This is a genomic window from Sphingopyxis sp. Soil_C_28 (genome assembly GCF_057657055.1).
In genome coordinates this window covers 1-22077 of record NZ_JBDGJE010000004.1, presented here as the reverse complement: position 1 = coordinate 22077, position 22077 = coordinate 1, and the positions used below count along the sequence as shown (strand labels likewise).

The following is a 22077-nucleotide window of genomic DNA, read 5'->3' as shown; positions in this document are numbered from 1 at the left end:
TCCGCTTATGCCTTTTCGAGCAATCCCTCGTCCTTGATCCGCTTCTGCCATAGCATTGGCGCATTGACGTGGACGTTCTGGCCTTCGCTGTCGACCGCCACGGTGACGGGGAAGTCCTGCACCTCGAATTCGTAGATCGCTTCCATGCCGAGGTCGGCAAAGCCGACGACCTTGCTTCCCTTGATCGCGCGCGCGACGAGATAGGCTGCGCCGCCGACCGCCATCAGATAGGCGCTCTTGTGCTTGGCGATCGCCTGCGTCGCAGCGGGACCGCGTTCGGCCTTGCCGACGCAGGCGAGCAGGCCCTGATCGAGCATCATGTCCATGAACTTGTCCATGCGCGTCGCGGTCGTCGGGCCGGCGGGGCCGACGATTTCCTCAGCCACGGGGTCGACGGGACCGACATAATAGATGACGCGGTCGCGGAAGCTGACCGGCAGTTCCTCGCCCTTCGCGAGCATCTCGGCGATGCGTTTGTGCGCGGCGTCGCGGCCGGTGAGCATCTTGCCGTTGAGGAGCAGGCGGTCGCCCTGTTTCCAGCTCGCGACGACTTCCGGCGTCAGATTGTCGAGGTCGACGCGGATCGCCGCCTGGTCGGGCTTCCAGTCGATCTGGGGGTAGTCGGCGAGCTTCGGCGGCTCGAGAAACGCCGGGCCGCTGCCGTCCAGCGTGACGTGGGCGTGGCGCGTCGCGGCGCAGTTCGGGATCATCGCGACGGGTTTCGACGCGGCATGCGTCGGCCAGTCGGCGATCTTGACGTCGAGCACGGTCGCGAGGCCGCCGAGCCCCTGCGCGCCGATGCCGAGCGCGTTGACCTTTTCATAGAGCTCGACGCGCAATTCTTCGGTCGGATTGCTCGGGCCGCGCGCGAGCAGTTCGGTCATGTCGATCGGGTCCATCAGCGACTGTTTCGCGAGCAGCATCGCCTTTTCGGCGGTGCCGCCGATACCGATGCCGAGCATGCCGGGCGGGCACCAGCCGGCGCCCATCTGCGGGACCATTTCGAGCACCCAGTCGACGATCGAATCCGACGGGTTCATCATCTTGAACTTCGACTTATTCTCGCTGCCGCCGCCCTTTGCGGCGACGTCGATCACGACCTTCGCGCCGGGGACCATCTCGACGTTGAGGACCGAAGGGGTGTTGTCCTTCGTATTCACGCGGCTGAACGCGGGGTCAGCGAGGATCGAGGCGCGCAGCTTGTTTTCAGGGTGGAGATAGGCCTTGCGCACGCCCTCATCGACGACCTGTTGCAGGCTGCGGGGGCTGTCGAGGCGGCAGTCCATACCCCATTTGATGAAGACCGTGACGATGCCGGTGTCCTGGCAGATCGGGCGGTGCCCCTCGGCGCACATGCGGCTGTTCGACAATATCTGCGCCATCGCGTCCTTCGCGGCGGGCGACACTTCGCGTTCGTACGCGGCGCCCAAGGCGCGGATATAGTCCATCGGATGGAAATAGCTGATGTACTGGAGCGCGTCGGCGATCGTTTCGATCAGATCGTCTTCGCGGATGATCACTATGTTCATGTGCAGCCTTTCGCCCTTTTTGGGGATTCGCGGTTTCCCTAGACCCGTGCGGCCGGGGTGGACAAGGGGTCAGGTGCGGCGGCGACCGAAGACGCGCCGCGCCGGCGCAGCGGTTTGCACATCGCGCGGTACCGGCACCGCCTCGCCGAAATCGACGAGCGGGCGCCTCCGCGCCAGCATCAGCCAGCAGCCCGCAGCCGAGAGCGCGAGCAGCAGGATCCAGCCGCCCGCCGCCGAGGGAAGGAGCGCCCAGGCCAAGGCGGTCGGGGTGATGATCGCCATTACGGTCGGGATCGCGGCAAGGATCGCGAGCGTGCCGAACAGCGCCCACCATCGGCCCATCTGCGTCGCCGCGGCGCCGATCGCGACGTTGGTTGCGGCCAGCAACAGGAATTTGACCGCGACCGGCGTGGGCAGGCTCGCCATCGCGGGCGAATAATCGCCTGCGGTGAAGGCCGCCTGGATGTCGAAGAGCAGCCAGTTTTCATAGGCGTCGAACAGCGCCGCAGCGATCGGCAAAGCCGCCGCGGCAAGGATCGCGCGAAGCCGAAGTTCGCGCCACAGCGCGATGCAGCCGCTGACGAGGAAACCCGCGTAGAGCAGCATGTAAAGATAATCCAACTCGTTGCCCGCGCGCATCGCGGCGAGGCGCTTGACCTGCTGGGGATCGGTATAGAAGCCGAAGATCGCTTCGAGGTCGGCTTGTCCGCCGGCAAATTCGAACGCGAGAACCGGGGTGCCATAGCCCGGCGCGATATCATGGCCCGTTTTCGGGTAAACCTGACCAAGAGAGAGCCCGAAGAGAAGGGTGGCGATGCCGAACCCCAGCGTCCAGACCCATGCGCGTGTCGGCGCGGACGGGCGCGTCCGCTGCAGCTCTATCCAATGCTGGAGCCCCCCGAACACGCCCTAGCTGTCCGGTGGAGCGCGGCGGCTCACCTTATTGGCACTCGGCGCATTTGCCGCGCACTTCGATCACCGGGCGCTCGGCGGCAAAGCCCGTTGCCTCGGCCGCGGCCCGGACGCCGCCCGAAATCTTGTCATTATCGACATGCACAGCGCTGCCGCACGTATCGCAGATCAGAAATATGCAGTCGTGGAGGCAGCCCGGATGGCTGTTGGCGACAAAGGCGTTGGCGCTTTCGACGCGGCGCACGAGGTTGTTTGCGACGAACAGGTCGAGGATGCGATAGACGCTGTTCGGCGCGACCCGCTTGCCGCGTTTCTGCGACACAATATCCGCGATTTCATAGGCGCTCGCGGGCTTGCCGATTTCGGCGACGGCGTCGAAAATCTGAGAACGCATGTCGGTCCATGCTTCGCCCGCGCCTTCGAGCGCGCTCTGCGCCGCCTTGGCGAGCGAGGCGCCGCTGGCCTCGACGTGCGGATGATCATGCTTGCCCATTGGCGTTTCCTCAGGCGTGGGAAATCCCGCGCTAACTATCGCTCCAATGTAGGCTGTTTATGGGGTGCCCGCAAGTTGCGGACATATCCGATGCGGTGGGATCAGCGCCGCGCGCGGCGGTTGAGGTCGTGGCCGAGCGCGACGACCGCGACGCCGATCATCGTTGCCAGCACTTCGGTGCCGTCATGCGGCCGCGAGAGCGCGCCCGCCATCATGCCGAGACCGAAGCTGCCGACCGCGAACGGCATCATATAGCCATGGCTGAGTACACCCGAGACGAGCGTGATAAGCGCAAAGCCGATCGCGACGATCAGGCCGATTTCGTGGAAAAGGTGATTTTCAAGAAATACCCCGCCGACCGAGGCGATCGAGGCAAAGAAGACGGTCGTTGCAAGGCAATGCACGAGGCAGAGCCCCGACAGGCCCATCGCCAGCTGGTCGCCGCTGAGCGCGGTCAGCGGCCGCGAATCGCGCGCAGCCCGAACCACCGCGACCCAACGCCTCAAGAAAGGGGCAGGGCGCGTCAGGACAGGGGCAGGGCTGGCGACATGGGTCACCCGATTCTCCGTTGGTGCAATATCAGCGCGGGATATGGCATAACATGACAAACGTTACAATGTCTCATCGTGGAGATTGCAAGATTCTCCTCCCCCACCAAGGGGGAAGGTGCTTACGCGCCCTCTTCGGCGCGCAACGCCTTGCGGTCGAGCTTGCCGATCATCGTCTTGGGCAGGTTCAGCCGTACTTCGACCGTCTTCACTCGCTCATGCTTGCCGAGCTGCGGGTTGAGCCATGCGGTGAGCGCTTCGCCGCTGATGTCGAATCCTTCTTCAAGCGTGACGAAGGCTTTCGGGGCTTCGCCGCGATAGGCATCGGGCACCCCGAGCACGATCGCTTCCTTGACCGCGGGATGTTCGTGGAGGTGGGCCTCGATCACGCTGGGGTAGACCTTGAAGCCGCCGACCGCGATCATGTCCTTCAGCCGGTCGACGATGCGGATATAGCCGTCGGCCTCGACCACGGCGACGTCGCCGGTGCGCAGCCAACCGTCGTCGGTGAAACTGTCTTTATCGGCGTCGGGGCGGTTCCAATAACCCTGCATGATCTGCGGCCCCTTGACCGCGAGTTCGCCGGGTTCGCCGTCCGGTGCATCCTGAGACGGATCTTCCTTGTCGAGCAGCCGGATGTGCGTCGCGGGCAGCGGCTGACCGATCGTGCCGGGCTTGACCGGGCCTTCGTAAGGATTGGTCGAGACGACGCCCGAGCTTTCGGTGAGGCCATAGCCCTCGACGAGCGAGGCGCCCGTCGCGGTGACAAATTTCTCGCGCAGTTCGGCGGACATCGGCGCACCGCCCGAAATGCAGATGCGCAGGCTGGAAAAGTCGGTCTTCGCCAGATCGGGATGGTCTAGCAGCGCCTGGTACATCGTCGGGACGCCGGGCAGCGCGGTCGTCTTTGTCCGCGTGATCGCCTGCAGCGCCTGCTTTGCGTCGAAGCGTGGCAGCATCGTGATCGAGCCGCCGTTGAGCACCGTGCGGTTGAGCACGCAGGTGTTGGCAAAGACGTGGAAGAAGGGAAGCACGCCGAGGATGCGATCGGCGGCATCATGGTCGGGGTCGATCGCATTCACCTGCCGCGCGTTGGCGGTCAGATTCTGGTGCGTCAGCTTTGCGCCCTTGGGCGTCCCGGTCGTGCCGCCGGTATATTGGATCAGCGCGATATCCTTTTGCGCGTCGATCGCGACGGGTTCGGGCCGGCCATCATTGTCGACGAGGGTCGAGAACCGGATGACGCGGCGGTCGTCGGGCAGTGCCGCGACCTCGCTGCGCTTGAACAGGCGGTAGAGCATGGATTTCGCCGCGGGCAGCCCGCCCGCGACCGATCCGACCACGAGTTGCTTGAGGCTCGATCCGTCTAGTACCTTCAGCGCGGTGGGGAGCAGCGCCGCGGCGCTGACGGTGAACAAGGTCTCGGTCCCCGAATCCTCGACCTGCGCCTCGAGTTCGGCGACGGTATAGAGCGGCGAGAAATTGACGACGGTCGCCCCGGCCGCCAGCGCGCCATAATAGGCCGCGACATAATGCGGGACGTTGGGCAGGAACAGGCCAACGCGGCTGCCATTGCCCAGCCCGCGCTGCTGCAACCCGCGCGCGACGCGGGCGGCGCCGCGCGCGACTTCGGCATAGCTGAACTGGCGGCCCAGGAAATCGAGCATCGGGGCATCGCCGCGCTGCGCCACGCTGGCGGCGAGCATGTCGGGCAACGACAGCGGCGGAAATTCCTGATCCCAAGGCGTGGGGTGGTGGTAGTCGGTCGACCAGGAAAAGCGGCTATCCATGTGGGCGGACGTCCTTTGAAACGGAGGGGGCTTCCTGACACTAGGGTCAGTAAGCGTCGTTCGCAACCGGCCTCGCTTGCCGCGCGGCGCGCGCGCGGCTAGGCACGCTTATCGTTCTCGCCAGGGGTTTTATCATGTTGCAGCTGTCATCGCGGATCGTCGGGCCGCTCGTCCTTCTTGCTTGCGCCATGGCCTCGCCCGCCGTCGCGAAGGACAAGGCGCCGCTGGCGCGCCCGGCGCAGATTCAGGAACTCTACGCCTGCCGCGACATCGCCGATTCCGCCGCGCGCCTCGCCTGTTTCGATCGCGAGGTCGGCGAGCTGTCGAGCGCGGATCAGGCGCGCGAGATCACCTTTACCGACCGCGATACCGCCAAGAAGGCGCGGCGCGGTCTGTTTGGTTTTTCTTTTCCCAAGCTCGGCGGAATTTTCGGTGGCGACGAAGATGAGGTCAAGGAGATTGAAACGACCATCCGCTCGGCCAGCATCGATCGCTCGGGCAAATATACGCTGGTGATGGAAGATGACGCGGTGTGGGTCCAGATCGACACGACCAAGCTGCCACGCCAGCCGAAGCCGGGGCAGAAGATCAAGATCAAGGTCGCGACGATGGGCAGCTATTTCGCGACCATCGAAGGCGGGCGTTCGTTCCGCATGAAGCGCGACCGCTGACCGCGGCCGGCGCGCGATCGAAACCTGTGAGATAGCGATGGCGGACGGCGACGCGATCCCCGTTCCGGGTCCGGACTGCCCGCCCTTCGTGCTGCTCGACGACGCGCGCGCCGAGGGTGCGGCGGGAGCGCGGCTGTTCCTCCGTCCGGTAGAAGTTCTGACCGCTCGGTCGGCGGCAGAGGTTCCGGCTTTATTATCGGCGCTGGAAGCGGCGCAGGACTGCGGGCTGCATGCGGCGGGTTATCTGACTTACGAGGCAGGCAAGGCGCTTGCACCCGCGTGGCGCGGTGCGGTCGATGCCGACACCGGCGACGCACCGCTCGGTTGGTTCGGGCTGTTTCGCCAAGTCCGGCGGATCGATGCCGACCGGGTAGCGGACCTGCTTCCCGACCCGGCCTCGGCGTGGATCGGCAAGGTCGCACCGCGCGTCGCGCGCGCCGACTATCTGGCCGCAGTCGAAGCCGTGCTTGGCTTCATCCGCGCTGGCGACATCTATCAGGCGAACTTTACGTTCCGCGCGGATGTACCCGTGCTTGGCAATCCGCTGGCGGTTCATGCGCGGCTGCGGCGGACGGCGCGCGCGGGCTATGGCGGGGTGATCTGGACCGGCGAGCAAGCGATCGTCTCGCACTCGCCCGAACTGTTTTTCGCGCTGCGCGACGGCGAGGTGATGGCGCGGCCGATGAAGGGGACCGCGGCGCGGCTGGCCGATCCGGATGCCGACGCGGTCGCGGCGCGCGAACTCGCCGAAGATCCGAAGCAGCGGGCCGAAAATCTGATGATCGTCGACCTGATTCGCAACGACCTGTCGCGCGTCGCGGTGCCGGGATCGGTCGCGGTGCCCGACCTGTTCCGGGTCGAAAGCTTTCCGACGATCCACCAGCTCGTCTCCGACGTCAGCGCGCGGCTGCCGGACGGCGTCGGCGCGATCGATGTGCTGCGTGCCGCCTTTCCGTGCGGTTCGATCACCGGAGCGCCCAAGGTGCGCGCGATGGAAATCATCGATGACCTCGAGGATGGCGAACGAGGGCTTTACACCGGGTCGATCGGCTTCATCGAGGCGGGGGGCGACGCGGCGTTCAATGTCGCGATCCGGACTTTGGTGTTACCGCAAAGCGGCTTGCAGGACGGTCCGGCTTGCGCCACGCTGGGACTGGGCTCCGGAATCGTCGCCGACAGCGAACCGGCTGAAGAATGGCGCGAATGTCTGGCCAAGGGGGAATTTGTGGGCGCAGCGGGGGAAAGCTTCGACCTCATCGAAACGATGTTCTTCGACCCGGTCGAGGGCGTGCAGCGGCTGGAGGGGCATCTGGCGCGGATGAAGGCGAGCGCCGAGGCGCTCGGTTTTTCGTTCGACCGCCACGGCGCGCGCAACAGTCTGCAATCGGCGACCTTCCGTCTGCGCAGTGCGGCGCGGGTGCGGATGCGCCTCGCACCGTCGGGCGCGCTCGCGGTCGAGGTGTCGCCGTTGCCGCGGATCGCCGAATTGCCGGTGCCGGTCGCGGTGCGGCCCGCGCCGATGGCGGCGAACGATTTCCGCCTGGCGCACAAGACCAGCCTGCGCGCGGTCTATGACAGCGCACGTCACGAAAGCGGCGCCGCCGAGGTCGTCTTCGTCGACGAGCCGGGCTTCGTCACCGAAGGCAGCTGGAGCAATATCTTCGTCGAGCGCGACGGCCAGCTGCTCACCCCGCCGCTGGCGCTGGGGCTGCTTCCCGGCGTGCTGCGCGCCGAACTGATCGACAAGGGGCGCGCGGTCGAATCGCACCTTCGGCTCGCCGATCTCGATGGTGGCTTCTTCATCGGCAATTCGCTGCGTGGATTGATCCCGGCGCGGCTCGCGTACGCTGCGGAAAGCGTGATAGGCTGACCTGCCGACCGCATAGGTAAATTATCAAGCAGCGCGCTTGCGAATATCGGTCAGAGGCTTTAGGCGCGGCCCCGCGCAATTTCCTGTCCTTTTTGCAGCCCTAACCGCGCAAGCCACGGAAGATATCGTCATGTCGCTGAAGCCCCATGTTTCCGCCGCCCTCAACCGCATCCAGCCTTCGGCGACGCTTGCGATGACCGCGCGTGTGGCAGCGCTGAAAGCCGCGGGCGTCGACGTGATCGGGCTGAGCGCAGGCGAACCCGATTTCGATACCCCCGACTTCGTCAAGGAAGCGGCGATCGAGGCGATCCGCAATGGTCAGACCAAATATACGCTCGTCGACGGCACCGTCGCGCTGAAGGAAGCGATCCGCGGCAAATTCCGCCGCGACAACGGCCTCGAATTCGGACTCGACCAGATCACGGTCAACGTCGGCGGCAAGCACACCTTGTTCAACGCCCTGGTCGCCACGGTCGACCCGGGCGACGAGGTCATCATCCCCGCGCCCTATTGGGTCAGCTATCCCGACATCGTGGCGTTTGCAGGCGGCACCCCGGTGATCATCGAGGGCACCGCGGCGCAGAACTACAAGATCACCCCGGCGCAGCTCGATGCCGCGATCACCGCAAAGACGCGCTGGGTGATGTTCAACTCGCCCTCCAACCCGTCGGGCGCCGCCTATTCGGGCGAAGAGCTCGACGCGCTGGGCGAGGTCATCCGCCGCCACCCGCATGTGATGGTGATGGCCGACGATATGTACGAGCATGTCTGGTACGCCGACTTTGCCTTTACGACGCTGGCGCAGCGTTGCCCCGACCTGGCCGACCGCATCCTGACGGTGAATGGTTGTTCGAAGGCCTATGCCATGACCGGCTGGCGCATCGGTTATGCTGGCGGCCCGGCGTGGATCATCAAGGCGATGGGCAAGCTGCAGTCGCAGTCGACGTCGAACCCCTGTTCGATCGCGCAGGCCGCCGCCGCCGCCGCGCTCGGCGGGCCGCAGCAGTTCCTCGACGACCGCAACGCCGCATTCCGCAAGCGCCGCGACATGGTCGTCGCGATGCTCAACGACGCGCCGGGGCTCAATTGCCCGACGCCCGACGGCGCTTTCTATGTCTATCCCGACGCCAGCGGTTGCATCGGCAAAAAAACTCCGGACGGCCTGCTGATAGACAGCGATGAAAAGCTGATCGATTATTTCCTCGATTCGGCAAAGGTCGCAGCGGTGCCCGGCGCCGCCTTTGGCCTGTCGCCGGCGTTCCGCGTATCCTATGCGACGTCGGAATCGGTGCTGAAGGAAGCCTGCGTGCGAATTCAACAGGCGTGCGCCGCGCTGTCCTGACGGACGTTTTTCGTCCGCATAGGAATTCTGTACCGATCGGTCTTGTAATTCGGATAGCGATGCCTATTTGAACATGAACGGCGGTTAACCGCCCGGTTCACCGGATAGTAAGTCATTTCCGTTAGGGTGACTGCCATCACTGCACGGCTGGTCGGGGCGCTCCATATCGTCGGTGTAACCAAAGCGGCCCGAGCCGCGAACAGACAGATATGAAAAGAGGCCCACATGCTCTCCATGCTCCGCTCCGACTGGTTTTTGACCATGCTCGCAGGCTTTGCGATTGGCGCGACCTACATCGTGCTCAACCAGCCGGCACTGCCGCTGCCCGCGTGACGCCGTTGCGGCGAACCCTTTCCCTTCGCGCGATCACCGCGCTGGTGGCTGGTGCGATCGTCGCACAATGTACGCCGGCGCAGGCCGAAAGCGTCGTCAAGCTGCCTGCCGCGGCGGTTGACCCGGCAGTCAAGGCGAAACGCGCGACCGCGGTGCTCGCGGGCGGCTGTTTCTGGGGCGTTGAGGGCGTTTTTTCGAACGTCAAAGGCGTAATTTCGGTCGAATCGGGCTATCATGGCGGCAGCGCCGCGACCGCGAAATATGAGCGGACGCACGACGGCAAGTCGGGGCACGCCGAGGCAGTTCGGATCGTCTATGACCCGACGCAGGTCAGCTATGGCAGCTTGCTCCGCATTCTCTTTTCGGTGGTGGCCGATCCGACGCTGAAGAATCGTCAGGGCCCCGACAGTGGCCCGCAATATCGGGCTGCAATCGTCCCCCTCGACGCAACCCAGCGTCAGGTCGCGACCGCCTATCTGTCGCAAATCGGTGGGGGAAAATATTTCGCCAAGCCGATTGTGGTCCCGGTCGAGGCGTATAAGCGCTTCTATCCCGCCGAGGCGAATCATCAGGATTTCATGCGGCGTAATCCGTCGAATGGCTATATCCTGCGCTGGGACGCGCCCAAACTTGCCGCGCTGAAGCGGCTCTATCCTGCTATGGTTCGGGCGACGCCCGCACCCTGAAATTACGTGGTTCCGCCACTGGTCGTGGCAGAAGAATCATTCACCGCAAATCGCTGGCCCTCCCCGCGCGCCTGCGTGACGACTGGAAAGACCGATGGGTGTCGGGAAAATAAAAAAGTCGCAAATGCGGGGTTTCAATGAAGTTTAAGTCATCCGGCAGGCCGCTCCTCGCAGTGACGATGAGCGCCGCGGTGCTTGCGGGTTGCGTCAGCGCCGCGATCCCGCGCCCGCAGCAACAAGCGGCGGTGCGTCCTCCCGCCGGATCGGTCAGCGTGCCGATCGGCCAGCCCGTGCGATCGACCATGCCGCGCCCCGCGGGGCCGATTGACCCCGGTTTTCGCAGCGCGCCTGCCGGGCTTACCGACCGCATCTATGCGCTCTGGCGCGCCTTTCCCGGCAAGACCGGAATTGCGGTACAGCGCATCGACGGCGAATGGGCGATCGCGCAGCGCGGTCCCGAGCTGTTCCCGCAGCAAAGCGTATCGAAGCTCTGGGTCACGCTCGCGGTGCTCGACGCCGTCGACCAGGGCCGCTTGACACTGGACCAGCGCGTCCGCATCGGCCCCGAGGATCTGACTTTGTTCCACCAGCCGCTCGCCGCGCGCGTTCGCGCCGAAGGATCGGTGACGATGAGCGTCCGTGACCTGATCGAGACCGCGATCACACACAGCGACAACACCGCGAACGACAGCCTGCTCCGCACCGTCGGCGGCCCCAGTGCGGTGCGCGCCTTCATCGCGAAAAAAGATCTGGGCGCGATCCGTTTCGGTCCGGGCGAGCGATTGTTGCAGGCTGGGACTGCGGGGATGAGCTGGCAGCAAAGCTATTCGGTCGGTCGCAATTTCGAGACGGCGCGCGCGGCGCTGCCCGCCGCGACGCGTCAGGCTGCGATGGATAATTATCTCGCCAATCCGGTCGACGGTGCGAGCCCCGCCGCGATCGCCAGCGCGCTGACGCGGCTCGCGCGCGGAACCTTGCTGTCGCCGGCCTCGACCGACTATCTGCAGGGCGTGCTGAGCCGGACGCGGAGCGGGCCGAAGCGGCTGAAGGCCGGGCTGCCGCCGGGGTGGCAATTCATGCACAAGACCGGCACCGGACAGAATCTGGGCGGCATGACCGCGGGCTATAACGACATCGGTATCGCCACGGCCCCCGACGGCACCCGCTATGCCATCGTCGTGATGATGGGCAGCACGACCGCCGGTATTCCGGCGCGCATGGCGTTGATGCAGGCGGTATCGAGCGCCGTCGCCGAATTCCACGGAAGGTAACCCCGATGAAGCTTGCTGTCCTGCCGCTGCTGGCGCTGTCGCTTGCGCTCGCCGGCTGTGCGACCCCCGAAACGCGGCTGCGCACCGGCCTCAACAACGCCGGCCTGTCGAAGGCGATGTCGGCGTGCATGGCCGAACGCATGGTCGACCGGCTGTCGCTGCTCCAGCTTCGCCGTTTGTCGGCGCTGGGAAGCCTCAAGGACAAGCGCGTTACTGACCTGTCGCTCGACCAGTTTTTTCGCAAGGTCCGCGCGCTCAAGGATCCCGAAATCCTGACGGTGTCGACCAGCTCGGCGGCGCTCTGCGCGTTGCGCTGAGCCCTATTTGCCCGGGAAGCGCACGACCAGGTTCGGCGGCGGAAAGCTGTTGCGAACCGTTTCGGATCGATCGGCGGGCGGCCATGTCTCGCGGCGGGAAAAGCTGTCGATTGTCGCATATTGCCCCAGCCGCGTGAGCGAGGTGAAGGTGTAGGGCTGTCCTTCGGCGCCGAGGATCGACGGCCGGTCGGCGAGGTGGAAATGCAGGTGCGGCGCGCTGGCCTGTCCGGTGAAACCGAGGAAGCCGACGACTTGTCCGGCCTTGACGCGGTCGCCCACCTTGACGGGGGCGCCCTGTTTCAGATGTTCGTAGATGGCATAACGCCCGTCACCGATATCGAGCGCGACGAAATTGCCGCTGGCATCGGCGATCGAGGGGTTCGTCCGGCCTGACACGGTGGCAGGATCCGGCACATCGTCACGGAGTGCGACGATCGTGCCGTCGGCGACCGCGAGCACCTCGGCACCGAAGCCATAATAGTTCGCGGGAATATTGTCGTCGCCCGACGACAGCTTGCCGCTCGTGTCGACCTTCATCCAGTCGATCGCGAAGCGGCCGGGTAGCGTCGCCGCCCCTTCGGTTGCATAGAAGACGCGGCGGTGGCCGCGTTCCATGCGCGGTTCGTACACCGCCACCCACGGGCCGCCGCGCAGCGGTGGTGACAGGCGGGGCAGGGCGGCGCCATCGATCTTCGCGAGCCCCCCCGTGACGGTGAAGGTCGCGCCTGCGCCGTTGGGGGCGACTTCGCTCAACCTCAGGTCATGCGTGATCAGACCACTGGAGAGACCGGCAGGAGCCGGCGCGTTGATATAAAGAACCGCCCGGCGCCCCGGGGCGATCGCGCCCGCATTGTTCGCGTCCTTCGGACCGACGATCGCGATCGCGGCGGCCAGTTCGTCGGCCGCATAGGTCTTCACCGGAACGCTGCGCCCATCCGCCTTGACGACCAGGTCGTCGATCCTCAGCGGCCGGCTGGAAAAATTCGTCAGGTGAATTTCGTAGATGAGCTGGTCGCTTTCGCCGACGCGAACGACTTTCGGCGCTCCGGCGACATCGATATCGAGCGCCTGCTGCGCGCGCGTCTCGTTCGAACCGGCGAACGCCAGCAACGCCAAAATCACGAACTTTATCTGCACCTTGGGCTCCCCTGTTCGACCACGCGTCCCGGTGGGCCTATCAGGGAAAGTTTCAGGCGTCACTATCAGGGGCGGGCGGCGTCGTTCCGGTCGGCCGCATGGGACCGCTAGGGGTAGAATTGCCGCCGAACTTGTGCTTAGGCGGCGCCGATCCTCTCCCCTTCCAGAGTCGAAAGGCCCGGCAGACCTCATGAACATCCACGAATATCAGGCGAAAGAACTGCTCGCGAAATATGGCGTCGCCGTCCCCAAGGGCATTGCCGCGATGAGCGTCGAAGAAGCCGTCGCCGCCGCGAAGCAGCTCCCCGGGCCGCTCTATGTCGTGAAGTCGCAGATCCACGCGGGTGGCCGCGGCAAGGGCAAGTTCAAGGAACTCGGCCCCGACGCGAAGGGCGGCGTCCGCCTCGCCAAGACCATCGAGGAAGTTGAAGCACACGCAAAGGATATGCTCGGCAACACGCTGGTGACGATCCAGACCGGTGAAGCCGGCAAGCAGGTCAACCGCCTCTACATCACCGACGGCGCGGACATTAAGCAGGAATTCTACCTCGCGTTGCTCGTCGATCGTGGCTCGAGCCGCATCGCGGTCGTCGCCTCGACTGAAGGCGGCATGGACATCGAAACCGTCGCGCACGACACGCCGGAAAAGATCCACACGATCACCATCGACCCCGCCACGGGCCTGCAGCCGCATCATGGCCGCAGCGTCGCCGCAGCGCTCGGGCTGTCGGGTGATCTCGCCAAGCAGGCTGCCAAGGTTCTTGCCGGCCTCTATGCCGCGTTCCTCGGCACCGATGCCGAACAGATCGAAATCAACCCGCTCGCCGTTTGCGAAGGCAAGGATGGCGACGAACTGCTCGTGCTCGATGCCAAGGTCGCGTTCGACGGCAATGCGATGTTCCGCCACAAGGACCTCGCCGAGCTGCGCGACCTGACCGAAGAAGATCCGGCCGAGGTCGAAGCATCGGAATATGACCTCGCCTACATCAAGCTCGACGGCAACATCGGCTGCATGGTCAACGGTGCGGGCCTTGCGATGTCGACGATGGACATCATCAAGCTCAACGGCGAATTCCCGGCCAACTTCCTCGACGTTGGCGGTGGCGCCAGCAAGGAAAAGGTCACCGCGGCGTTCAAGATCATCCTCAAGGACCCCGCCGTGAAGGGCATTCTCGTCAACATCTTTGGCGGCATCATGAAGTGCGACATCATCGCCGACGGCATCGTCGCCGCGGCGAAGGAAGTGAATCTGTCGGTGCCGCTCGTCGTTCGCCTCGAAGGCACGAACGTCCAGGAAGGCAAGGATATCCTCGCCAATTCGGGCCTGCCGATCGTGGCCGCCAATGACCTTGGCGATGCGGCGAAGAAGATCGTTGCGGAAGTCCGCGCGGCGTAAAAACCGAAACCCGCCCCAAAAGGGGCGGGTGCGGGACTGCTAGTTGACGTTTACGTAAACGCCAATTATGGCGCAGTGCACAATTTTTCGAGAGGAGCTGTCGAAGCTATGAAAATCCTCGTTCCCGTGAAGCGGGTGCTCGATTACAACGTGAAGCCGCGGGTGAAGTCCGATGGCACGGGCGTTGACCTGGCGAATGTCAAAATGTCGATGAACCCGTTCGACGAGATCGGTGTCGAAGAAGCGATCCGCCTGAAGGAAAAGGGCGTTGCGACCGAGATCATCGCGGTGTCGGTTGGCCCGGCGAAGGCGCAGGAAACGCTGCGCACTGCGCTCGCGATGGGCGCCGATCGCGCCATCCTCGTGCAGACCGACGATGCGGTCGAGCCACTCGCCCTCGCGAAGATCTTCAAGGCAATCGCCGACGCCGAACAGCCGGGTCTTGTGATCCTCGGCAAGCAGGCGATCGACGATGACAACAACCAGACCGGCCAGATGCTCGCCGCGCTCACCGGCTGGGCGCAGGGCACCTTCGCCAGCGCGGTCAATGTCGATGGCGACAGCGTCAGCGTGACGCGCGAAGTCGACGGCGGCCTTGAAACGGTGAAGCTCAAGCTTCCCGCGATCGTCACCACCGATCTTCGTCTGAACGAACCGCGCTATGCCTCGCTGCCGAACATCATGAAGGCGAAGTCGAAGCCGCTCGATACCAAGACCCCTGCCGATTACGGCGTCGACACCGCGCCGCGTGTGAAGGTCGTGAAGGTATCGGAGCCGCCGGTTCGCTCGGCGGGCGTCAAGGTCGCCGATGTCGATGAACTGGTTGCCAAGTTGAAAGCCATGGGAGTGCACTCATGAAAACGCTCGTCTGGGTCGAACATGACGGCAAGGCCGTCAAGGACGCCACGCTCGCGGTGGTCACCGCCGCGTCGAAGCTTGGCGAAGTCCATCTGCTCGTCGCCGGTTCGGGCGTCGACGCGGTTGCCAAGGAAGCTGCGCAGATCGCGGGCGTCGGCAAGGTGCATGTCGCCGATAACGCCGCTTTCGGTCACAATCTGCCCGAAAACATTGCGCCGCTCATCGCCGACCTGATGGGTTCGCATGACGCGTTCCTCGCGCCTGCGACGACGACCGGCAAGAATGTCGCGCCGCGCGTTGCCGCGTTGCTCGACGTGATGCAGATCAGCGAAATCCTGTCGGTCGAGGGTCCGAAGACCTTCACCCGCCCCATCTATGCGGGCAACGCGATTGCGACCGTCGAATCGTCGGACGCGAAGCTGGTCCTCACCGTTCGCGGTACCGCGTTCGACAAGGCCGCGACCTCGGGTGGTTCGGGTACGATCGAAGCCGTGGGTGCAGGCAGTGATGCCGGCATCTCGAGCTTCGTCGGCGCCGAAATCGCCAAGTCGGAGCGTCCCGAGCTCACCTCTGCGAAGATCATCGTGTCGGGTGGCCGCGCGCTGGGTTCGAGCGAGAAATATGAAGAAGTCATCGTCCCGCTCGCCGACAAGCTCGGCGCTGCGCTCGGTGCTTCGCGCGCTGCGGTCGATGCGGGTTATGTCCCCAACGATTATCAGGTCGGCCAGACCGGCAAGATCGTCGCGCCGCAGGTGTACTTCGCCATCGGCATCTCGGGCGCGATCCAGCATCTCGCCGGGATGAAGGACAGCAAGACGATCGTCGCGATCAACAAGGACGAAGACGCCCCGATCTTCCAGGTCGCCGACTTCGGCCTCGTCGCCGATCTGTTCACCGCGGTGCCGGACCTGACGGCCAAGATCTGATCCGCCGTGACCGGCGATCATCCCGGAGTGCCCGGTATGGGCGATGCGCCGTTTAACGCGGGCGGCCGACGGGCGACGCGGTTGGCAGCGGAACAGGATGACGAACACGACGAAGCGGCCGCGGGCGATGCTCACGGCCGCTCGTTGATTTTGGCGAGCGTCGCGCGCGATGCGCGGCTCGACCAGAAATTCCTGCTGCTGATCGTCCTGTCCGCCGCGATCGCGACATTGGGACTGTTGCAGAATTCCACTGCGGTGGTGATTGGGGCGATGCTGGTCTCGCCTTTGCTTGGCCCGATCATGGGGGTCGGTTTCGGGCTCGCGACGCTCGAAAGCAATCTGATCAAACGCTCGCTGGTGACGATGGCGGCGGGTATGGCGGTCGCGATCCTTGTCGCGATGCTGATCATCTGGCTGTCGCCGATCCAAGATGTTACCTCCGAATTACGCGCACGCACTCAGCCGACGCTGCTCGACCTGGCGGTTGCAGTCGTCGGTGGCATTGCCGGTGTTTACGCGATCATGCGCAAGCTGTCGGGGGTCATGGTCGGGGTCGCCATCGCCACGGCGTTGGTGCCGCCCCTCTCGACAGTGGGGTTCGGCCTCGCCACCGGGCGTTTCGATTTCGCCCTTGGCGCCGCGCTGCTGTTCCTGACCAACACGCTGGCAATCGCCTTTGCCGCTACCATCGTCGCGCGGCTTAACCGCTTCGGCCCGTCGCTGACACCGCAGCATACGGTGCTGCAAGTCGTCGGCATCGTCGTCACGCTGGGCATATTGTCGATCCCGCTCGCGCTGTCGCTGAACAATATCGCGCGCGAACTGCTCGCGCGAACGACTGTGCAGTCGCAGCTGGACCAATTGCTGAGCAAGGATGACCGGATCGACAGCCTGAATGTGCGGATCGAAAACGACGCGGTCGCGGTGGATGGCGTCGTGCTGGTCGATCAATATGCCGCGCGATTGAATGCAACACTGGCAACAAAGGTCCGCGACCGGCTCGATCGCGACGTGCGGGTAAGCATCGTCCAGCTGCGGCAGCAGACCAACGCCGCCGCCGAATATGAGGAGCAGCTGAACCGCCGTCTCGCGACGCTCGAGCAGCGCGAGGGGGATAGTCGGGCCATCCTTGCTGGCCTGACGGTCGGCGAACTGGTGCGCCGCGACCGCGTGCTGATCGACGCGCAGGCCCGGCGCGTCGTCGTCCAGCGCGACCGCGAGGCCGAGGGCGAACAGGTCGCCTCGGCGGTCGATCGTATCATGGCATCGGTGCAGGCCGATTATCCGAACTGGCTGATCCAGAACGGCGCCCTGACCGCGGCCGAGGCGGCGAGTGAGCCCGCTCCTGTCGAGTAACGGCCGGCTCCGCAGACCTATTCAAGCCGCATGAGAGTTGACGCGCTGTCCCGGACTCGATGAAATGGTGCGAACCGGCAATCATCGATCGGGACAGGAGAGAATATCTTGCGCGCAGCGGCACTCGCTTTGGTTATCATCGCGGCGGGGGTCACGTTCCCGCTATCCGCGCGCCCTGCACAAGCGCAAGCCGCGCCGTCCGAAAAGCTGACGATCGACAAGGCACGGATCGACGCTGCGCTAGGGGCGATGGTCGCCGATGGCCGCGCGGCGGGCACCTCGGCGCTGATCTGGAAGGACGGGCGCGAAGTCTATTTCGGTACTGCGGGCATGGCCGACCGCGAGGCGAAGCGCCCGATGCGCCGCGACACGATCGCGCAAATCTATTCGATGACCAAGCCGGTGACCGGGGTCGCGCTGATGCAGCTTTGGGAACAGGGCAAGTTTCGTCTCGACGATTCGCTTGCCAGATATCTGCCCGAATATGCCGATATGCGCGTCTATGCGGGCAAGGATGCGGCGGGCCAGACGCGCTATGTACTCGCTGAACGTCCGATCACTATCCGCGATATCCTGCGCCACACCGCGGGCTTTGCTTATGGCGCCGGGCCGACCCCTGCGCATGATGCCTATGTCGCCGCCGAGCCGCTCGCACTTACGATCCCGCTTGCCGAATCGAGCCGCCGCCTTGCGGGCGTACCCTTGCTGTTCCAGCCGGGCACGCAGTGGGAATATAGCATCGCGGTGGACGTGCAGGCGGCGCTGGTCGAGAAGTTCTCGGGCCAGCCGTTCGCCGATTATGTTCGCGCCCATATCTTTGAACCGTTGAAAATGACCGATACGGCATGGCGGCACCCCGATGCGAAGCTGCCGCGCTTTGCGGCGATGAATGTGAAGAAGGACGGCAAGCTCGTCCAGCAGGCCGCAGCCGACGCGCAGAAGCTGAACTTCCACGGCAATGCGCTGACGCCGGGCGGTTTCGGGCTCGCCTCGACGCTCGACGATTACCAGCATTTTGCACGCATGTTGCTGAACAAGGGTGAACTGGACGGTGCGCGCATCCTCAAGCCATCGACGGTGCGTTTGATGGCGACCGACCAGCTCGACCCCGCGATCACCGAACGCGCATGGCTGCCTGGCAAGGGCGCGGTCGGTTTCGGTTTCGACTTCGCGGTGCGCAAGGCGCCACCCCAAACGCGCGAAGAAAACCGCGGCGCGGTGGGCGAGTTTTTCTGGGACGGGGCCGCATCGACCCTCTTCTGGGTCGATCCCGCGAACAAGCTCACTGCGGTCTTCTTTGTCCAGACGATGCCCTATGACGGCACGCTCCACCGCGATTTCCGCGCGGCGGTCTATGGCATGGACTATGTGGGGCCAGCGGGCGATTAGGCTGTCATCTTTTTGTCATCGCCATGTCCTTGAGCGGGTCGAGGAGTTTTCAGATGTCCCAGCCCGACAAACGCGCCCTGCTCGCCGAAGGCCTCGCGGCCGGCGATAACGACGCCGCGCTTCACGCGCGTCTCGCGGCCGCGGGCGTGTCAGCGGCGGCGGCGAAATATGAGGTCGATCGGCTCGCCAGGGATCCGATGGCGGCGATGCTGCGGCGGCAGGCGGCGCGGATGGCGAAGCAGGGCTGGCTGCTCGCCAATCAGGAGCGGCTGGCGCGCGAGGCCGACGGCGGCTTTGCGCTCGACACACTCGATGCGCCAGATCCGGGTCATTTCTATCGCTATCATTATGAGGCGAACCGGCCCGCGAAGCTGACGGCCATCATCGATCACTGGCCCGCACTCACGCGCTGGTCGCTCGATCATTTCGGGGTGATCGCCGGTGATGCCGTCGTCGAGGCACAGGTCGAGCGCGAGCGCAGCCATGATTACGAGCTCGCCAAGGACGATCATCGCCGCCTGGTCCGTTTCGCCGAGCTGCTCGACTGGCTGCGCAAGGAAGAGGCGAGTAACGATATCTACCTCACCGCCTATAATAGCGGCACGAACGCCGCAGCGCTCGCCCCGCTGTGGGACGATATGGCGCCGATCGCCCTGCTCGACGGAACGCGGACACGCGACGGCTTTTTCTGGCTCGGGCCCAAAGGCACGCTCACTCCCTGGCACCACGACCTCACTAACAATCTGCTCGTGCAGGTGATCGGCCGCAAGCGCGTGCGGATGGCGCCGCCTTGGGCGTTCGCGCGGATGCGCAACAGTCGCCACTGCTTTTCCGATTGGGGCAACGACGCCTTGCCTGCCGGGCCGGGTGATTCGGTGAAGCCGCCGGTGCTTGAAACAATCATCGGACCTGGTGAAGCGGTCTTCCTGCCGGTTGGATGGTGGCACCAGGTTGAAGCGCTCGACCTCTCCGCCAGCATGAGTTTTACCAGCTTTTGCAGACCCAATGTGCATGTCGAAGACTATCAGTCCTGGGGCGCGCTTTAGCCGCCGTTGCGATGGCCTGCGGCGCTGACGGCCGCCCGAATGACCCGATGCACCTCCACGATCGGAAAAAGGGGCCAGATGAACACCGACTCCTCTCTTTTGAGGGGCTTGCGTAGCGGCGTAACTGCGGGCAAGTTTCGCGACATGCGGAGACGGGAGCGCAATTTGTCGATGTTCGGTGCGGCCATGGCGGCTGCCTCGTTCGTGGCGGTCGGAGCGAGGGCGGAGCCCGATGCCCCCGAATGGCTCCAGCCAACCAGCAAATGGGAGGTCGAATATGCTGACGAGAAGTGCCGCCTGCTGCGCCGGTTCGGGCAGGGCGACACCGCCATCGTCCTCGAAATCGAACGCAGCCTGACGCTCGACGCCTACACCTATGGTATCTACGGCAAGAGCATGCCGGCCTACTCCGACTTCAGATGGTACAGGATCGAATTCGCTCCTCAAAAATTCGTCCGCAATGTTCCCGCATGGCCGTTTGAAGTGCCCGGGCGAACCGAAAAGACGATCAAGTTCGATGACGAGGATGGAGCCATTTCGCGGGCCATGCAGGGCGACCAGCGTGTCCGGATCAGCGGCCGCCAGCTCGATCTGCGCTTGCAGCTCGGCGACATCCAGCCCGCGATCAAGGCTCTGGAAAAATGCCATGACGATCTTCTGGCAAGTTGGGGTATCGACCCGGACGATGCGCGTGCGATCAAGCAGAAGCCGAAGCCCCGCGAATCGCATTGGATCTATGATGAGGACTATCCGAGCGCCGAGCGGAAACAGAGGAACGAGGGCATTGTCACCTACCTGCTGACCGTTTCAGAAAAGGGAAAAACGACAGGCTGCCGGACACTTCACAGTTCGGGGTTTCCCAATCTCGACAAGGCAACTTGCGATCTCATGCTGCGGCGCAGTTCCTTTTATCCGGCGCGCGATGCCGCTGGCAATGCGGCGGCGAGCTATTATGCCAATCATTTCACCTGGCAGGTTCCGAAATAGTCTTTGGCCGGACGCGAACCGGGAGAAATTCGATACGCTATCTTATATTTTCCTTCGCCGCTGCAGGACTTGCGCTGCCCGGTATCGGCGCCGCCAAAGAGCCGCTGCGGCTTAAACCCGGTTCAAGATGGAACGTCCACTATGCGGACGATAGTTGTCGAATGGGCCGCAGCTTCGGCGAAGGCGATCAAAAGGTCGTCTTGCTGGTGGACCGCTATCAGCCGGGCGACGCACTGCGGCTGAGCTTCGTTGGAAGGCCTGCGGACACCAGGTTGAACGAAGGGATAGTCCGGATCAGGTTCGGACCGAATGAAATCGAGCAGGAGGCCGAATTCTATCCCGCGACGCTGGCGGACAAGACGCCGTCGCTGATCATCCGGGGCAATGTCCGCATCGCGCCCTATTCGCCCGAAGTCCGTGCTGCCGGCGAAGCGGCGCTCAAGGCCAAGCGCTATGACTTCGAATGGCCGCAGCTCACGCCCGAGCAGGAAGCCGCCGTCACCTTCATCGAGGTGAAGCGGTCGATCCGCCATCCTTTCATTCTCGAAACCGGGTCGCTGGGCGCGCCGCTCGCCGCGCTCGAAAAATGCACCGACGAATTGCTCGATCATTGGGGTATCGACGTGGCGAAACACGCCGCGCTGTCGCGGAAGCTGAAGCCTCGGAGCAATCCGGGCGAGTGGATGAAATCGCGCGATTATCCGTTGCCGATGCTGCTGTCGGGCAAACGCGCGATCGTGCATTTCCGGTTGAACGTCGATGCCGCGGGCAAGCCGACGGCCTGCCATATCCAGCAATCGACCCGGCCTAAGGCGTTCGACGACGCGGTTTGCAAGGCGATCATGCGCAACGCCGATTTTGACCCAGCGCTGGATGCGGACGGAAACGCCATCGCTTCCTATTGGCTGAATTCGGTGGTGTTCCATATCTGAGCGCGGTTCGCTCAGGCCGCTTTGCCGCCCATTGCTCTATTCTTTTCTTTTTCTTGAGCCGCAGTGCGGCTGACGCGATTGCCGGGTTGCGCTCGCTCTGGATCGCCCGCACGATCATGACATGACCGATTTGTCAGCCTTGCTTTCGCTGTTCATGGCCCGCGTTTCTGGTGGTGGCGCGTTGTCGGGTCTTGTGCGCTTGTCTGGCGGCGCGAACATGGAGAGCTGGGCGTTTGATTGGGCTGGCGGGGCCTATGTGCTGCGGCGTGCGCCGTCGGCGGCGTATAT

General features: G+C 64.3%; 20 protein-coding genes. 14 read left to right on the top strand and 6 right to left on the bottom strand.

What is annotated here, in order from left to right:
• Window positions 1–5: 5 nt before the first annotated feature.
• The 5 genes from AC3A43_RS17310 to AC3A43_RS17290 form a co-directional block, all read right to left on the bottom strand.
• On the bottom strand, window positions 6–1529 hold the full coding sequence (locus AC3A43_RS17310; RefSeq protein ID WP_487793816.1) for a fumarate hydratase: 1524 nt from the start codon (window positions 1527–1529) through the stop codon (window positions 6–8).
• A 69-nt stretch (window positions 1530–1598) separates the two neighbouring features.
• Window positions 1599–2435 (bottom strand): hypothetical protein, encoded by an 837-nt coding sequence (locus AC3A43_RS17305; RefSeq protein ID WP_487793815.1) that lies wholly within the window; start codon window positions 2433–2435, stop codon window positions 1599–1601.
• Window positions 2436–2469: 34 nt separating this feature from the next.
• Window positions 2470–2934: a Fur family transcriptional regulator gene (locus AC3A43_RS17300; RefSeq protein WP_487793814.1), complete on the bottom strand. Its 465-nt coding sequence runs from the start codon at window positions 2932–2934 to the stop codon at window positions 2470–2472.
• Window positions 2935–3035: 101 nt separating this feature from the next.
• Window positions 3036–3491: a MerC domain-containing protein gene (locus AC3A43_RS17295; RefSeq protein WP_487793813.1), complete on the bottom strand. Its 456-nt coding sequence runs from the start codon at window positions 3489–3491 to the stop codon at window positions 3036–3038.
• Between the two features lie 113 nt (window positions 3492–3604).
• A complete protein-coding gene (locus tag AC3A43_RS17290) occupies window positions 3605–5272 on the bottom strand; it encodes an AMP-binding protein (RefSeq protein ID WP_487793812.1) in 1668 nt (555 codons plus the stop codon).
• 134 nt (window positions 5273–5406) lie between these two features.
• Here AC3A43_RS17290 and AC3A43_RS17285 point away from each other — a divergent pair, with 134 nt between their 5' ends.
• The 6 genes from AC3A43_RS17285 to AC3A43_RS17260 all read left to right on the top strand — a co-directional run bounded on the left by AC3A43_RS17285 (window position 5407) and on the right by AC3A43_RS17260 (window position 11762).
• Complete coding sequence (locus AC3A43_RS17285; RefSeq protein ID WP_487793811.1) at window positions 5407–5943, top strand: hypothetical protein; 537 nt, start codon at window positions 5407–5409, stop codon at window positions 5941–5943.
• 37 nt (window positions 5944–5980) lie between these two features.
• Window positions 5981–7813: an aminodeoxychorismate synthase component I gene (gene pabB, locus AC3A43_RS17280; RefSeq protein WP_487793810.1), complete on the top strand. Its 1833-nt coding sequence runs from the start codon at window positions 5981–5983 to the stop codon at window positions 7811–7813.
• 130 nt (window positions 7814–7943) lie between these two features.
• Window positions 7944–9155, top strand: coding sequence for a pyridoxal phosphate-dependent aminotransferase (locus tag AC3A43_RS17275; RefSeq protein WP_487793809.1), 1212 nt, complete (start codon window positions 7944–7946; stop codon window positions 9153–9155).
• 329 nt (window positions 9156–9484) lie between these two features.
• On the top strand, window positions 9485–10174 hold the full coding sequence (gene msrA / locus AC3A43_RS17270; RefSeq protein WP_487793808.1) for a peptide-methionine (S)-S-oxide reductase MsrA: 690 nt from the start codon (window positions 9485–9487) through the stop codon (window positions 10172–10174).
• A gap of 137 nt (window positions 10175–10311) precedes the next feature.
• The gene (locus AC3A43_RS17265) at window positions 10312–11445 is read left to right on the top strand and encodes a serine hydrolase (RefSeq protein WP_487793807.1); all 1134 of its coding nucleotides are present in this window, start codon (window positions 10312–10314) and stop codon (window positions 11443–11445) included.
• 5 nt (window positions 11446–11450) lie between these two features.
• Window positions 11451–11762 carry a hypothetical protein gene (locus tag AC3A43_RS17260; RefSeq protein WP_487793806.1) on the top strand — a complete coding sequence of 104 codons (312 nt, stop codon included), beginning with the start codon at window positions 11451–11453 and terminating at the stop codon, window positions 11760–11762.
• Window positions 11763–11765: 3 nt separating this feature from the next.
• On the opposite strand, the gene AC3A43_RS17255 is transcribed toward AC3A43_RS17260, so the two are convergent.
• Window positions 11766–12899 carry a M23 family metallopeptidase gene (locus tag AC3A43_RS17255; protein WP_487793805.1) on the bottom strand — a complete coding sequence of 378 codons (1134 nt, stop codon included), beginning with the start codon at window positions 12897–12899 and terminating at the stop codon, window positions 11766–11768.
• Between the two features lie 190 nt (window positions 12900–13089).
• Here AC3A43_RS17255 and sucC point away from each other — a divergent pair, with 190 nt between their 5' ends.
• From sucC to AC3A43_RS17215, 8 genes are all read left to right on the top strand, one after another.
• Window positions 13090–14295 carry an ADP-forming succinate--CoA ligase subunit beta gene (sucC, locus tag AC3A43_RS17250; RefSeq protein ID WP_487793804.1) on the top strand — a complete coding sequence of 402 codons (1206 nt, stop codon included), beginning with the start codon at window positions 13090–13092 and terminating at the stop codon, window positions 14293–14295.
• Window positions 14296–14403: 108 nt separating this feature from the next.
• Window positions 14404–15153 (top strand): electron transfer flavoprotein subunit beta/FixA family protein, encoded by a 750-nt coding sequence (locus AC3A43_RS17245; RefSeq protein ID WP_487793803.1) that lies wholly within the window; start codon window positions 14404–14406, stop codon window positions 15151–15153.
• Window positions 15150–16079 carry an electron transfer flavoprotein subunit alpha/FixB family protein gene (locus tag AC3A43_RS17240; RefSeq protein WP_487793802.1) on the top strand — a complete coding sequence of 310 codons (930 nt, stop codon included), beginning with the start codon at window positions 15150–15152 and terminating at the stop codon, window positions 16077–16079. The genes AC3A43_RS17245 and AC3A43_RS17240 overlap by 4 nt, the downstream gene beginning before the upstream one ends.
• 6 nt (window positions 16080–16085) lie before the next feature.
• Complete coding sequence (locus tag AC3A43_RS17235) at window positions 16086–17435, top strand: DUF389 domain-containing protein (protein ID WP_487793801.1); 1350 nt, start codon at window positions 16086–16088, stop codon at window positions 17433–17435.
• Between the two features lie 108 nt (window positions 17436–17543).
• Complete coding sequence (locus AC3A43_RS17230; RefSeq protein WP_487793800.1) at window positions 17544–18824, top strand: serine hydrolase domain-containing protein; 1281 nt, start codon at window positions 17544–17546, stop codon at window positions 18822–18824.
• A 53-nt stretch (window positions 18825–18877) separates the two neighbouring features.
• Complete coding sequence (locus AC3A43_RS17225) at window positions 18878–19870, top strand: cupin-like domain-containing protein (protein ID WP_487793799.1); 993 nt, start codon at window positions 18878–18880, stop codon at window positions 19868–19870.
• A gap of 78 nt (window positions 19871–19948) precedes the next feature.
• The gene (locus AC3A43_RS17220; protein WP_487793798.1) at window positions 19949–20857 is read left to right on the top strand and encodes an energy transducer TonB; all 909 of its coding nucleotides are present in this window, start codon (window positions 19949–19951) and stop codon (window positions 20855–20857) included.
• Window positions 20858–21018: 161 nt separating this feature from the next.
• The gene (locus AC3A43_RS17215; protein ID WP_487793797.1) at window positions 21019–21789 is read left to right on the top strand and encodes an energy transducer TonB family protein; all 771 of its coding nucleotides are present in this window, start codon (window positions 21019–21021) and stop codon (window positions 21787–21789) included.
• Window positions 21790–22077: the final 288 nt, after the last annotated feature.